Origin of the sequence: Arsenicitalea aurantiaca (genome assembly GCF_003994485.1) — a bacterium.
Taxonomy (GTDB): domain Bacteria; phylum Pseudomonadota; class Alphaproteobacteria; order Rhizobiales; family Devosiaceae; genus Arsenicitalea; species Arsenicitalea aurantiaca.
Window position 1 is genome coordinate 202582 of the sequence record NZ_RZNJ01000003.1, and the last position, 12552, is coordinate 215133.

Consider the following 12552-nt stretch of genomic DNA (forward strand, 5'->3'; position numbering starts at 1 on the left):
ACCCGTTCAGCGCGGCGCGGCGGCCCTCCGCAGCCTGTCATTGATCGCCTCGCCGAGCCCGGTTTCCGGGATCGGCGCCACCGCAATCCGTTGCGCCCCCGTCGCGTCGAGCGCATGGAGCATCGCGAAAAGATTGCGCGCCGCCTCCCTCAAATCCCCCGAAACCGAGAGATTGCGCAACGCTCCGGTTGCCGTTTCAGGCTCTTCTCCGAAGGCCAGATAGGCCTCCCCGGGCTCCGGAGAGGCCGCGTTGAGCCGCATGGCGGCGTTCGGGGCATAATGGCTGGCGAGCATGCCCGGGGCGGCGATTGGCGAGTCTTCCGAAGCCCTTGGCACCGGACGCTCGAGAACTGATTCAATCTCCTCGCGCCCCAGCGCGCCCGCGCGCAACTGCACGACGGCGTCGCCATCGATCGCAATGATGGTGGATTCGACGCCTGCGCTGCAGGGACCCCCATCGAGCACCGGGACCCGTCCGCCGAAACCGGCGACGACCTGCGCCGCGCTCGTGGGGGAAAGCCTGCCCGAGGGGTTCGCCGAAGGCGCCGCGAGCGGAACACCCGCCGCCTCGATCAGGGCGCGGGCGAGCGGATGGGCCGGAATGCGGATGCCCACGGTACCGAGCCCGGCGGTCACGATGTCGGCGATCCCGGCATCGGGGCGCAGCTTCAGGACCATCGTCAGGGGCCCCGGCCAGAAGCGCGCCAGCCGGTGCGCCAGCGGCGAGAATTCGGCAATCCGCTCGGCCATGTCGAGGTCGGCACAATGCACGATCAGCGGATTGAAGCGCGGCCGGCCCTTGGTCGTATAGATCCCGAGCACCGCATCGGCATTGGTCGCGTCCGCGCCCAGACCATAGACCGTCTCGGTGGGAAAGGCGACGACGCCGCCATTGCGCAGGATTGCCGCGAAATGCGCCAGATCGGGCGATAAAGGCTGGGTGTCGCTCATCGGCCGTGTTTGACAAGGCCCGAGCCCCGCGTCAAGAAAGCCCGATGACAACCCTGCTCGTCAGCCAGCGCAATTTCGATGCCCATGTGACCCCGCACGGTCATCCCGAACGCCCCGACCGGCTGCGCGCCGTCGAGGAGGCGCTCGATCATCCCGCCTTCGGGGCGCTCCGGCGCGAGGATGCGCCGTCGGGGGACCTCTCCCTCGCCGAGCTCGTCCACGGCCCGCGCTATCTCGCAACGCTCCGCAACGCCCGGCCCGCCGAGGGCATCGGCCAGCTCGACGCCGACACCTTCATCGCCTCGGGCTCGCTCGACGTGTGCTCGACCGGCATCGGAGCCGGCCTGCGCGCGCTCGATGCGGTGCTGCTGGGGGAAGTCGACAATGCCTTCTGCGCCATCCGCCCGCCCGGCCATCACGCCGAGATCGACCGGCCGATGGGCTTCTGCCTCGTCAACACCATCGCCATCGTCGCACGCGAGGCACAGCGCAAATACGGCGCCGAGCGCATCGCCATCGTCGATTTCGATGTCCATCACGGCAATGGCACCGAGGATATCTTCAAGGACGATCCGAGCGTCTTTTATGCCTCGAGCCACCAGATGCCGCTTTATCCGGGTACCGGCGCGCCGAGCGTCACCGGGGTCGGCAACATCTGCAACGTTCCGCTCGACCCCCATACCGGCGGGGAGGCCATGCGCGCCGCCTATGCGGACGTGATCTTTCCCGCAATGGCCGATTTCGCGCCCGACCTGCTGCTTGTTTCGGCCGGGTTCGACGCGGACCATCGCGATCCCCTCGCCCAGCTCGACTGGCTGCCGGCCGATTTCGGCTGGCTGACCGCCAGGCTTCTCGAATTTGCCGACCGTCGCTGCGGCAACCGGCTGGTTTCCCTTCTCGAGGGGGGCTATGACCGCGACGGGCTTGCCGAAGGCGCCGCCGCCCATGTCGCGAGCCTCATGACCGGCAACGCCGCTCCACCCCTTCGCTGAGGACCATTTCCATTGGCTGACACAGACCATCAGGACATCAAGGCGCTGAGCTTCGAGGCTGCCCTCGACCAGCTCGAGCAGATCGTGCGCAAGCTCGAGAGCGGACAGGCGCCGCTCCAGGAATCGATCACCATCTACGAGCGCGGCGAAGCGCTAAAAGCCCATTGCGAAACCCTGCTGCGGCAGGCCGAGGCGCGGATCGAGAAGATCACGCTTTCCCGCGACGGCAAGGCCACCGGCACTGAGCCCCTCGATCCCTGATCTTATCTCCGGAGTCCGATCCCATGGCCCAGGAGCCTAAGGAATCCTCGCGCGTCCTCGCCCGCTTCCGCGTCATGCTATGGGCGCTCGTCGCCATCGTCGCGGTGGGCGCTACGGGGCTCTATTTCATCCGCCCGCCGGCCAACCCGCTCGGGGTGACGGGCACCGCCTTCAGCGCCGAAACCACCGATGGCGCAAGGTTCACCGAGGCGGACCTGCGCGGCACGCCCTCGCTCGTCTTCTTCGGCTTCACCTGGTGCCCGGATGTCTGCCCGACCTCGCTGGCCGAGATGACCGCGATCCGCGCCGATCTCGGCTACTCCCCCGACCAGCTCCGCATCATCTTCGCCACGGTCGATCCCGAACGCGATACGCCCCAGGTGCTCGCCGACTATCTGGGCACCTTCGATCCCACCATTGTCGGGCTCACCGGCACCGAGGCCGAAGTCGAGGCCACCAAAGCCGCCTTCGGTGTCTATTCGGAGAAGGGCGAGGATGACGGGTCGGGCACATATCTCGTCGATCACACCGCCAGCGTCTTCCTCATCGGCGCGGATGGCGGCTTTGCCGGGACAATCGCCTACACCGAAAGCCGCGATACCGCCCGCGCCAAGGTCGAGCGGCTGGTCGAGGGTTGAGCGTGGAGCGGCTGCGGCTCGACCGCGCGCTCGAACTGCGCGGGCTCTGCCCCAGCCGGGCCCGCGCGCGCGACGCGATCCTGCGCGGCACGGTCAGCGTCAACGGCCAGAAAGCATCCAAGCCCAACATGATGGTGGCGGAGGCCGACCGCGTCACGCTCGATGATCCGGCCGCCCGCTACGTCTCCCGCGCGGCGCTCAAGCTCGTCGCCGGGCTCGACACGGGGGCCGTTCAAGTCGCCGGCCGCATCTGTCTCGATATCGGGGCCTCGACGGGCGGCTTCACCCAGGTGCTCCTCGAGCGCGGCGCGGCGCACATCCATGCCGTCGATGTCGGCCACGGCCAGTTCCACGACACGCTTCGCGCCGATCCGGCCATCACCCTTCATGAAGGTCTCAACGCCCGCGACCTCACGCCCGCCCAGATCCCCGAGCCGGTCGGGCTCATCGTTTCGGATGTGAGTTTCGTCTCGGTCACCAAGGTGCTCGCACCGGCCCTCGCGCTTGCCGCGCCCGGCGCCGATGCGGTCATCCTCATCAAGCCGCAATTCGAGGTCGGCCGCGCTTTCGTGGGCAAGGGCGGCATCGTCACCGACACCACGGCGATCGGCCGGGCCATCGCCGAGGTGATCGCCTTCATGGCCGAAAACGGCTTTGCGCACCGCCTTTCCATCCCCTCGCCCATCGCGGGCGGGGACGGCAATCGGGAAACGGTCGCCGTCTTTCGGGCTGCTGGAACCCCTCAGTAGCCGACCGGGCCCTCGCGTCCCGTCTGCCCCCGATGCATGAGCTTGTGGTCGGCGAGCACGCACGCCATCATCGCCTCCCCGATCGGAACGGCGCGGATGCCGACGCAGGGGTCATGCCGGCCCTTGGTGACGATGTCGGTATCGACATTCTCTGTCGTCACCGTCTGGCGCGGCGTCAGGATCGAGGAGGTCGGCTTCACCGCGAACCGCACGACCACCGGATCGCCATTGGAAATCCCCCCCAGAATGCCGCCTGCGGCATTGGAGAGGAAATAGGGCCGGTCCGGCCCTGCGCGCATCTGGTCGGCATTTTCCGTTCCGGTCAGTGCCGCCGCCTCGAAGCCCGCCCCGATCTCGACCGCCTTCACCGCATTGATCGACATCATCGCCGAGGCGAGGTCGGCGCTGAGCTTGCCATAGATCGGCGCGCCCCAGCCCACCGGCACGTTCTCGGCCACGACCTCGACGATCGCGCCCACCGAATCGCCGCTCTTCCTGATCCCGTCGAGATAGTCGGCCCAGCGTGCCGCAGCCTCCTTGTCCGCGCAGAAGAAGGGGTTGTTGCCCACTTCATCCCAGTCGAAATTATTGTAGTCGATCTTGTGCGGCCCCACCTGCACGAGGCTCGCGCGCACGACGACGTCGCCGAGCACCGCCCGCGCCACCGCGCCTGCCGCCACCCGCGCCACCGTCTCGCGCGCCGACGAGCGCCCGCCGCCCCGATAGTCGCGCAAGCCATATTTCTGGTGATAGGTATAGTCGGCGTGCCCGGGCCGGTATTTGTCGCGGATCTCGGAATAATCCTTGGAGCGCTGGTCGGTGTTCTCGACCATCATCGCAATCGAGGTGCCCGTCGTGCGCGGGCCATCGGTCCGCTCGTCCTCGAAGACGCCCGAGAGGATGCGCACTTCGTCCGCCTCGCGCCGCTGGGTGGTGAAGCGCGACTGCCCCGGCTTGCGCCTGTCGAGGTCGCGCTGGACCATCTCGGGGGTCAGCACCAGCCCCGGCGGGCACCCATCGACCACCACGCCCACCGCCGGCCCATGGCTCTCGCCCCAGCTGGTGAAGCGAAACAGATGGCCGAAACTGTTGTGCGACATGGGCTCTTTCTCCGATTGCAGGCTTTCTAGGCAGGCGATGGCCCCGGGTCAATCGAGGGCGTCGAGCGCACGCGCTGCCGCAAGATAGACCTTGTCGGCTTCACGCTTGCCGACGGCGAGGACGATCACCGTGACGATTTCGTCCTCGACCCGATAGACGAGCCGATAACCGGCGCTGCGCAGCTTGATCTTGTAGCACCCCGCATCTTGCGCAGTGCATCGGCTTCCACGCGGGGCGCCTGCAGCCGCTCGGCAAGCTTGGTCGCGAACTGCTTGCGCAGACCGGGGTCGAGACGCTGCCATTCCTTGTGGGCACTCCGCGCGAAGCGGAGGCTATAGCTCATCGATAGCGACCTCTACGGTCGGCTCATCCTGCCGCTCGCGCACGATCTCGGCCAGCCGCGCATCGTCGATCTCCTCGAGAAGCGCTTCATAGACCGCCGGATCGACGAGATAGGCGACGACGCGATTGTGATTGAGCACACCCACCGCACCGCCGCTCGCTGAGCTCGCAGCGATCGCCGCCGACGGGTTCTTTTTCAGATCGGTGATGCTGACCACGAAGTCCGCATCGATCCTCTGCACATGCCTGTTCATTTCAGCACCTTTTTCCGTACTGAATTTAGCACTTTTTCTGATCGGTGGATAGCAATCCTTCGTCCCGTTCGGGTAGCTCAAAAGCCAGTGGCTCAAGTCCTGCAAGGACATCTCGCAGGCTAGGACGTTCGACCGGCTCGACAATCAGACGATGTCCGTCGCGACGGATTACCGCCTCGGTTCCAGGAACCTCGAAACCGGGCGGGAGTTCAATAACTTGAATACCGCTGGTCCTCTGCAGTCGCACGCGTGCTTGCACCGGAAACCTCCTTCCCGAGCCTGATCCGCCTATCCCCCGATCAGCTCCATCATGCCGGGCCGAAAATGCATGATCACGTCCTGCGGCGGGGCCCAGTTGATGACGTCCCCGATCGCCGCGCCCTCGATCAGCACTCGCAGCGTGCGCGCGATCCCGCCATGGGCGACCACCACCGAGGGGCCGGTCAGGACGCCGGCAAATTCGAGGAGCCGCGCCTCGACGTCGCGATAGTTCTCGCCCGCCTCGGGGCGGAACTCCCAATAGCTCGCGTCGCGCTCGCCGGTCGCGGTCACAAGGTCAGACGGCAGTTCGGAGTGCAGGAGCCCCTCGAGCGCGCCGAACGAAATCTCGACGAGCCGGACATCGAACTGCACCTCGGGCAGGGGCGCAGGAAAAGCCGCCCGCACCCGCTCCATCGTCTCGCGCGTGCGGGTCAGCGGGGAGGCGTGCCATTGAAGCGACGCCGGGTCGATGCCGCGTTCGGCCAGCACCTTGTGCAGCACCACGCCATTGCGGTCCGCCTGCGCCTGTCCGCGCGCGTTGAGGGGGATGTCCTTGCGGCCCTGATAACGCTTTTCGGCGTTCCAGGGCGTCTCCCCGTGGCGGATGAAATAGATCTCGGGCCAGGCGATCTCGGCCATCTCTACTCCTGCGGGGCGGCCTCGGCGTCGAGCAGCTTCATGCCCACGATGTTGTAGCCGGCATCCACGTAATGGATCTCGCCCGTCACCCCGCTCGCAAGGTCGGACAGCAGGTAAAGCGCCGAGCCGCCGACATCGTCGATGCTCACATTGCGCCGCAGCGGCGCATTGGCCTCCTGCCAGTGCAGCATGTCGCGCAGGCCCGAAATCCCCGAGGCCGCGAGCGTCTTGATCGCGCCGGCCGAGATCGCGTTGACGCGGATGCCGTTCTTGCCCATGTCGACGGCGAGATAGCGCACCGAGGCTTCGAGCGCGGCCTTGGCGACGCCCATCACATTGTAGTTCGGCACGTATTTGTCCGAGCCGTAATAGGTCAGCGTCAGCAGCGATCCGCCGGGGCTCATCAGCTTTTCGGCGCGCTTGGCGACGGCGGTGAACGAATAGACCGAGATGTTCATGGTCAGCGCGAAATTCTCCGCGCTCGTATCGATGTAGCGGCCCTCTAGCTCTTCCTTGTTGGAAAAGCCGATGGCGTGGACGAGGAAGTCGAGCTTGCCCCAGCGGCTCTCGATTTCCGCAAAGGTCTTGTCGACGGCCGCATCGTCGGCAACGTCGCATTCAACGAGGAAGTTCGAGCCGAGCTCGGCGGCCAGCGGCTCCACGCGGCGCTTTAGCGCTTCGCCCTGATAGGAGAAGGCGAGCTCGGCGCCCTGGCTGCCCAGCGCCTTGGCAATGCCCCAGGCGATCGAGCGGTTGTTCGCCAGTCCCATGATCAGGCCGCGCTTGCCGTTCATCAACCCCTGAGCCATCGTCTCGTCCTCTCGTCTTGGTTCCGGCCCGGTTTGTGGCACAGCCCCCCCGCCGCGGCAAGTCCGGCCGGTTTGGGCTTTGCACCCGGCGGCCGGCGCAGCTAAGGTCGGGAACATGAAGCTGACCCGCGAAGAGATCACCGCCGCCCTTGTCGGGCTCCTGGGCGCCGACAGCGTCATTGTCGAGCCGGTGCGGATGGATCCCTATCTGAGGGAGCCGCGCAAGCGCTTCCACCAGCCCGCCGCCGCCATCGCCCTGCCCCACGACGTGCCTGCCCTGCAGGCGCTGGCGCGCTGGGCCAATGAGCATCGCGTGCCGCTGATCCCGCAGGGCGGCAATACCGGGCTCGTCGGCGGCCAGGTTCCGCTCGGTGAAAACGAGGTCGTCGTCAGCCTCGTCCGGCTCGACAAGGTGCGCGCGCTCAATGCCGAGGCCGGGCACATGACGCTCGAGGCCGGCGTCGTCCTCGAGACCGCCCAAAGCCTTGCCGCCGATGCCGGCGCGCTCTTTCCGCTCTACCTTGCAAGCCAGGGCTCCGCACGCATCGGCGGGGTGCTCTCCTCCAATGCAGGGGGCGTGCAGGTCCTCGCCTATGGCAACGCGCGCGAACTCTGCCTCGGGGTGGAGGCCGTTCTTGCCGATGGCCGGCTCTATCAGGGGCTGGGCTCGCTGCGGAAGGACAATACGGGCTACGACCTCAAGGACCTGCTGATCGGCGCCGAAGGCACGCTCGGCTTCATAACGGCTGCCACCCTGAAGCTCTTTCCCATGCCCCAGGGGCACGAGACGGCGCTCTGTTCGGTCAATTCGCCCGAGGCTGCGCTCGCTCTTTTCTACGACATGCGCAGGCGCGCCGCCGGCACGCTCACCGCCTTCGAGATCATTCCCGCCTTCGGGCTCGACATTCAACTGCGCCACCGCATGCTCGATCGGGATCCCACGGCCGGGCCCTCGCCCTGGTATTGCCTCCTCGAAATCTCCCGGCCCGCCGGCGGTCCGGAGGGCACGCTGATGGCGGCGCTCGAAGCGGCCTTCGAAAGCGGCGGGGTCGATGACGCGGTGATCGCCGAATCGCTCGAGGAGCGCGCCCGCATGTGGGCCTTCCGCGAGCAGATGTCCGAGTGCCAGAGCCGCGAGGGCGCTTCGATCAAGCATGATGTGAGCGTGCCCATCGCCGCGGTGCCGGAACTCATCGCCCGCGGCTCGGAAGCGGCGGTCAACCTCCTACCCGGCATCCGCCCCTGCCCGTTCGGGCATATGGGCGATGGCAACATCCACTTCAATTTCAGCCAGCCCGTCGATGCCGATCCCAAGGCCTTCATGGCCGGGGCCGAGCCCATCCACGCGGCGATCTACGAGATCGTCGTAGGCCTTGGCGGCTCGGTCTCGGCAGAGCACGGCATCGGCCAGCTCAAGACCGGCCTTCTCGCCTCGGTCAAGGATCCGGTGGCGCTACAGATGATGGCCGCCATCAAGGCCGCGCTCGACCCGCACGGCATTCTCAATCCGGGCAAGCTGCTGCCGCCGTCACCCTGATGCCCAATTCGGCACTAAGGTGCCGCCCCTTCTCGCCTTCTCCGCCACAAGCCGATACGGATCCCATGCGCCGCCTCATCCCGCTGCTGCTGCTCCTGCTCTCACTCTTCCCGCTTCAGGGCGCCCTCGCCCAGGTCCCGGGCCTGCCCGGGGGCAGTGCTCCTGCGGCCGAAGCCGAGGCCGCCGCACCTGCCGAAGCCGGCATCGACGAGCTGATCCGCATCCTCGAAAACGACGCGGCGCGGGCCGAACTCCTCGCTCGGCTCCGCGCCAGCGCCGGTGAAGTCGCCGCGCCCCCCGCAGAGGACGAGACGCTGCCCCAGTTCGACCTGACGCTGGCGGGGGATCTTGCCGAATACACCCGCTCGATCGCCGAGGGCGCCTCGAGCGCGGCCCAATCGATCGTCGAAGCCGGCGGGGAGATCGCGCAGAGCCTTGCGGGCCGCACCGCCGCCGACAATGCGCAGATCCGCCAGGTCGCGCTCGGGGTGCTGATGGTCGGCGCCGCGCTCTTTGCCAGCTTCTTCGTGCTGCGCCTCGGCTCGGGCGCGATCCAGCATGCCATCGCGCGGCGGGCCGCCGGCCGCAGCTGGGTGGGGCGGTCGGTCGCGGTCCTCATGTCCACGCTCGTCGACCTTGCCGCGGTTCTGCTGGCCTGGGGCATCGGCTACCTCGTTGCGCTCCTCCTCGTGGGCGGCACGCCGGGTCGCATGGGCATCAACCAGACCCTCCTGCTCAACGCCTTCCTCATCGTCGAAACCGTCAAGGTCGGCGTGCGCGCCGTCTTCCAGCCGCGCGACGGGGCGCTCCGCATCCTGCCGATTTCCGACACCAGCGCCAATTACTGGGTGTTCTGGTTCGGCCGCATCATCTCGCTGCTCGGCTATGCGATGATGTTCGTCTCGCCGATCCTCGCCGCCTATGTGTCGATCGGCGCCTCGCAGGCGGTCGAGGTCCTCGCCATGGTGACCGCGGTTATCATCGCCATCCTCATCGTGCTGCAGAACAAGCTCGCGGTCCGCGGCTTCCTCACCCGCCGCGCCGCGGCCGGCAAGCACGATGTCCTCAGCCAGTCCGCCGCGATCGTCGGGCGCTACTGGCACATCATCGCGATTGCCTATCTCATCGCGCTCCTGCTCGTCTGGCTCGCCAATCCCGAGACGGCGCTGCCCTTCATGCTGGGCGCGACCGTGCAATCGCTCGTCGCGATCCTCGTCGGCTCGCTCGTCGTCAGCTTCATCTCGCGCTTCGTCAGCGGGGGCATCCGCCTGCCCGATGACGTGCGCGACCGGCTGCCGCTGCTCGAGAGCCGGCTGCATGCCTTCGTGCCGCGCGTCATGCAGGTGGTGCGCACCATCGTCGTCGTCAGCGTCGTCATCGCGATTGCCCAGGCCTGGGGACTGATCGACTTCATCGCCTGGATCGGCACCGAAGGCGGCCAGCGCGTCGCGGGCTCGCTGGTCAGCGCCGGGCTCATCATCCTCGTGGGCATCGCGGTCTATCTCGCCATGTCCTCCTGGGTCGAATACAAGCTCAACCCCAATTACGGCACCGTCCCCACCGCGCGCGAGAAGACCCTCCTCTCGCTCCTGCGCAATGCGGTCACCATCGCGCTCGTCGTGCTCGTCACCATGCTGGCGCTCGCCCAGATCGGGGTCAACATCGCCCCGCTCCTCGCCGGTGCGGGCGTGCTCGGCCTCGCCATCGGTTTCGGCGCGCAGAAATTCGTGCAGGACATCATCACGGGCGCCTTCATCCAGCTCGAGAACGTGATGAACGAGGGCGATGTGGTGGAGGCCGGTGGCCGCTCCGGCGTCGTCGAGAAGCTTACCATCCGCTCGGTCTCGATCCGCTCGCTCGATGGCACGCTCCACCTCATCCCCTTCTCCTCGGTCGATCTCGTCTCCAACATGATGAAGGGCTTCTCCTTCCACGTGGCCGAGATCAGGGTCGCCTATCGCGAGGACATCGACGAGGTGAAGGAGGCCATGTTCGAGGCGTTCGAGCTGATGAAGGACACCGAACACGCGCCCTTCATCCTCGGGGACCTCGAATGGCACGGCGTCACCGCGTTCGGGGATTCGGCGGTCATGGTGCGCGCCCGCATCAAGACCCTGCCCGGCAAGCACTGGGGCGCGGGCCGCACCTATAACGAGTTCGTCAAGCGCGTCTTCGACAAGCGCGGCATCGAGATCCCCTTCCCCCACGTCACGCTCTACATGGGCGAGGGCAAGTCCGGCGAGGCGCCGCCGCTCCATCTGGCCGGCAAGCCTGTCATCGCGCCGCCCGAGGACGGCGCTTCCGGGCCCGACGGGACGCCGGCGCCCGAGCCTGCCCGGGGCTGACCGGGCTCAGAAGAGATCGAGCTGCCCCGAGCCGCCCGCCTTTTTGAGGCGTGGCGGCTCGGGCGCTTCGGGGACGACTTCCTCGATCAGTTCGGGGTCGTCGAAGCGCGCCGAGTTCACCCGCGTCGAGACCGGATGGAATTTCAGCGCCCCCTCGGGCAGCGGCAGCGCCAGCTGATGGGCCTCCGGCGCGCGCACATTGCGCACGTCGAGCCACGGCCCGATCGCCGCCTCTGGCAGGATCGCGGGCATCCGGTCGTGGATATGGGCGAGGTCCGCGCTCGCGGGCACGGTGATGGTCGCGGCGCTGTCGATCTCCTCGCCATCGGGCCCGCTCCAGGTCGCGTGGAGCCCCGCCAGCGCCATCGGCCGCCCATCGGCCCGGGTGATGAAATAGGGCTGCTTCTTGCCGTCCGCGCGCGTATGCCACTCGAAATAGCCGCTCGCCGGCACGATGCAGCGCGTGTTCTTGAGCGCGTCGCGGAAGGCGGGCTTCCTGTCCATCCCCTCCACCCGCGCATTGATGATGAGCGGAAACTCCCGCGGGTCCTTCACCCAGCCCGGCACGAACCCCCAGCGCACCAGATGCACCCGGCGCTGCCCCGCTTCCTCCCAGATCGCAGCAATCGGCTGGGTCGGAGCGATGTTGTAGCGCGCCGGATATTCGATCCTGTTGAGCAGCTGGAAGAATTCCACCATCGCATCGGGCGGCAGGGTCACGGCGTAGCGTCCGCACATGGGGTGCACTCCTTGGACAGGCTTGCTATGAAATAGGCCGAACGGAGCCCACCCACAATGGACCTGCCCCCGCCCAATGCCGCGAGCGTCGCGCTCATCGATCGCGGCCGCGTGCTGCTGATCGAGCGCGCCTTCGCCCCCTATAAGGGCCTCTGGACACTGCCCGGCGGCCGCTGCGAGCCTGGCGAGAGCGCCGAGGACTGCGCGCGGCGCGAGGTCGAGGAGGAGACCGGCCTGCGTGCCTTCGCCCTCCGGCAGGTCATGGTCCAGTCCCTCGAAAGCCGCAGCGGCAGCTGGCGGCTCGCGGTCTTTGCCACCGAGGGGTTCGAGGGCGAGATCGTCCCCTCAACCGAGATCGCCGCGTGGCAATGGGTGCGCCCCGAGGCGCTCGGTGCGCTGAGGACCACGAGCCGGCTCGATCTCGTGCTCGAACGCGCCTTCGGCCTGTTCGACCGGCGTTGAGCACGATGCTGCGACGCCGCTTGCGCCCCCGCCCTCCTCTCCACTAGTGATGGCCCATGGCCAATCGACCGCACAGATCGCCGCTCCTGCCGGGTCTCCGGATCCTCGGCATCGCCCTCCTCCTCGGGCTTCTGCCCGCGGGCGGGGCGCGCGCGGTCGATCCGCCCTATCAGGGGCAGATGGAACGGCTCGCCGAGATCATGGGCAGCCTCTATTTCCTCCAGCCCCTCTGCCAGCCGGGCGGCGAAGACTGGCGCCAGCAGGCCGCCGAGCTCATCGAAGCGGACCTGCCCGATGACGACCGGCGCGAGCGCCTTGCTGGTGCCTTCAATGCGGGTTACTCCGCCTATGCGCGCCTCTACCGGGCGTGCACGCTGTCGGCAGAGGAGGCCCTGACCCGGCTGCTCGTCGAAGCCGAGCGCACCGCCCGCGATATCCACACCCGCTACGCCGAGTAAGGCCCTGCCCCGCCT

Annotated in this window: 15 protein-coding genes; 8 read left to right on the forward strand and 7 right to left on the reverse strand. The window is 67.6% G+C overall.

What is annotated here, in order from left to right:
* Positions 1–6: 6 nt before the first annotated feature.
* Positions 7–951 (reverse strand): L-threonylcarbamoyladenylate synthase, encoded by a 945-nt coding sequence (locus EMQ25_RS09580; RefSeq protein ID WP_127188359.1) that lies wholly within the window; start codon positions 949–951, stop codon positions 7–9.
* A gap of 44 nt (positions 952–995) precedes the next feature.
* On the opposite strand from EMQ25_RS09580, the gene EMQ25_RS09585 reads away from it, so the two are divergent.
* Genes EMQ25_RS09585 through EMQ25_RS09600 form a run of 4 tightly spaced genes read left to right on the forward strand, consistent with a single transcriptional unit; the run spans position 996 to position 3591 of the window.
* Positions 996–1943: a histone deacetylase family protein gene (locus EMQ25_RS09585; protein WP_127188360.1), complete on the forward strand. Its 948-nt coding sequence runs from the start codon at positions 996–998 to the stop codon at positions 1941–1943.
* A gap of 12 nt (positions 1944–1955) precedes the next feature.
* Positions 1956–2204 carry an exodeoxyribonuclease VII small subunit gene (locus tag EMQ25_RS09590; protein WP_127188361.1) on the forward strand — a complete coding sequence of 83 codons (249 nt, stop codon included), beginning with the start codon at positions 1956–1958 and terminating at the stop codon, positions 2202–2204.
* 23 nt (positions 2205–2227) lie between these two features.
* Entirely contained in the window at positions 2228–2842 is a 615-nt protein-coding gene (locus EMQ25_RS09595) for an SCO family protein (RefSeq protein WP_127188362.1), read from the forward strand.
* Between the two features lie 2 nt (positions 2843–2844).
* Positions 2845–3591 carry a TlyA family RNA methyltransferase gene (locus EMQ25_RS09600; protein WP_127188363.1) on the forward strand — a complete coding sequence of 249 codons (747 nt, stop codon included), beginning with the start codon at positions 2845–2847 and terminating at the stop codon, positions 3589–3591.
* Here EMQ25_RS09600 and aroC read toward each other — a convergent pair.
* The 5 genes from aroC to fabI form a co-directional block, all read right to left on the reverse strand.
* Positions 3585–4691, reverse strand: coding sequence for a chorismate synthase (gene aroC, locus EMQ25_RS09605; protein WP_127188364.1), 1107 nt, complete (start codon positions 4689–4691; stop codon positions 3585–3587). The two genes, EMQ25_RS09600 and aroC, sit on opposite strands and share 7 nt — an antisense overlap.
* A gap of 48 nt (positions 4692–4739) precedes the next feature.
* Complete coding sequence (locus EMQ25_RS09610) at positions 4740–4994, reverse strand: type II toxin-antitoxin system RelE family toxin (protein ID WP_127188365.1); 255 nt, start codon at positions 4992–4994, stop codon at positions 4740–4742.
* Positions 4995–5024: 30 nt separating this feature from the next.
* On the reverse strand, positions 5025–5288 hold the full coding sequence (locus EMQ25_RS09615) for a type II toxin-antitoxin system Phd/YefM family antitoxin (RefSeq protein ID WP_204569962.1): 264 nt from the start codon (positions 5286–5288) through the stop codon (positions 5025–5027).
* 288 nt (positions 5289–5576) lie between these two features.
* Positions 5577–6188: a histidine phosphatase family protein gene (locus EMQ25_RS09625; protein ID WP_127188367.1), complete on the reverse strand. Its 612-nt coding sequence runs from the start codon at positions 6186–6188 to the stop codon at positions 5577–5579.
* A 2-nt stretch (positions 6189–6190) separates the two neighbouring features.
* Positions 6191–6997 carry an enoyl-ACP reductase FabI gene (gene fabI, locus EMQ25_RS09630; protein WP_127188368.1) on the reverse strand — a complete coding sequence of 269 codons (807 nt, stop codon included), beginning with the start codon at positions 6995–6997 and terminating at the stop codon, positions 6191–6193.
* A 115-nt stretch (positions 6998–7112) separates the two neighbouring features.
* Between fabI and EMQ25_RS09635 the strand changes: the two genes are divergently transcribed.
* Positions 7113–8534 (forward strand): FAD-binding oxidoreductase, encoded by a 1422-nt coding sequence (locus EMQ25_RS09635; RefSeq protein ID WP_127188369.1) that lies wholly within the window; start codon positions 7113–7115, stop codon positions 8532–8534.
* A gap of 65 nt (positions 8535–8599) precedes the next feature.
* Complete coding sequence (locus EMQ25_RS09640; protein ID WP_127188370.1) at positions 8600–10879, forward strand: mechanosensitive ion channel domain-containing protein; 2280 nt, start codon at positions 8600–8602, stop codon at positions 10877–10879.
* A gap of 6 nt (positions 10880–10885) precedes the next feature.
* On the opposite strand, the gene EMQ25_RS09645 is transcribed toward EMQ25_RS09640, so the two are convergent.
* Positions 10886–11617, reverse strand: a complete 732-nt coding sequence (locus EMQ25_RS09645) for an SOS response-associated peptidase (protein WP_127188371.1) — start codon at positions 11615–11617, stop codon at positions 10886–10888.
* Positions 11618–11674: 57 nt separating this feature from the next.
* Between EMQ25_RS09645 and EMQ25_RS09650 the strand changes: the two genes are divergently transcribed.
* Together EMQ25_RS09650 and EMQ25_RS09655 are read left to right on the forward strand one after the other, a co-directional pair.
* Entirely contained in the window at positions 11675–12079 is a 405-nt protein-coding gene (locus EMQ25_RS09650; protein ID WP_127188372.1) for an NUDIX hydrolase, read from the forward strand.
* A gap of 56 nt (positions 12080–12135) precedes the next feature.
* Complete coding sequence (locus EMQ25_RS09655; RefSeq protein ID WP_127188373.1) at positions 12136–12537, forward strand: TIGR02301 family protein; 402 nt, start codon at positions 12136–12138, stop codon at positions 12535–12537.
* Positions 12538–12552: the final 15 nt, after the last annotated feature.

Coding starts and splice junctions, on each gene's coding strand:
- EMQ25_RS09645 (WP_127188371.1), bottom strand. CDS start 11,617: ATGTGCGGACGCTACGCCGTGACCCTGCCGCCCGATGCGATGGTGGAA.
- EMQ25_RS09580 (WP_127188359.1), bottom strand. CDS start 951: ATGAGCGACACCCAGCCTTTATCGCCCGATCTGGCGCATTTCGCGGCA.
- fabI (WP_127188368.1), bottom strand. CDS start 6,997: ATGGCTCAGGGGTTGATGAACGGCAAGCGCGGCCTGATCATGGGACTG.
- EMQ25_RS09635 (WP_127188369.1), top strand. CDS start 7,113: ATGAAGCTGACCCGCGAAGAGATCACCGCCGCCCTTGTCGGGCTCCTG.
- EMQ25_RS09595 (WP_127188362.1), top strand. CDS start 2,228: ATGGCCCAGGAGCCTAAGGAATCCTCGCGCGTCCTCGCCCGCTTCCGC.
- EMQ25_RS09585 (WP_127188360.1), top strand. CDS start 996: ATGACAACCCTGCTCGTCAGCCAGCGCAATTTCGATGCCCATGTGACC.
- EMQ25_RS09650 (WP_127188372.1), top strand. CDS start 11,675: ATGGACCTGCCCCCGCCCAATGCCGCGAGCGTCGCGCTCATCGATCGC.
- EMQ25_RS09610 (WP_127188365.1), bottom strand. CDS start 4,994: ATGGCAGCGTCTCGACCCCGGTCTGCGCAAGCAGTTCGCGACCAAGCT.
- EMQ25_RS09625 (WP_127188367.1), bottom strand. CDS start 6,188: ATGGCCGAGATCGCCTGGCCCGAGATCTATTTCATCCGCCACGGGGAG.
- aroC (WP_127188364.1), bottom strand. CDS start 4,691: ATGTCGCACAACAGTTTCGGCCATCTGTTTCGCTTCACCAGCTGGGGC.
- EMQ25_RS09615 (WP_204569962.1), bottom strand. CDS start 5,288: ATGAACAGGCATGTGCAGAGGATCGATGCGGACTTCGTGGTCAGCATC.
- EMQ25_RS09655 (WP_127188373.1), top strand. CDS start 12,136: ATGGCCAATCGACCGCACAGATCGCCGCTCCTGCCGGGTCTCCGGATC.
- EMQ25_RS09640 (WP_127188370.1), top strand. CDS start 8,600: ATGCGCCGCCTCATCCCGCTGCTGCTGCTCCTGCTCTCACTCTTCCCG.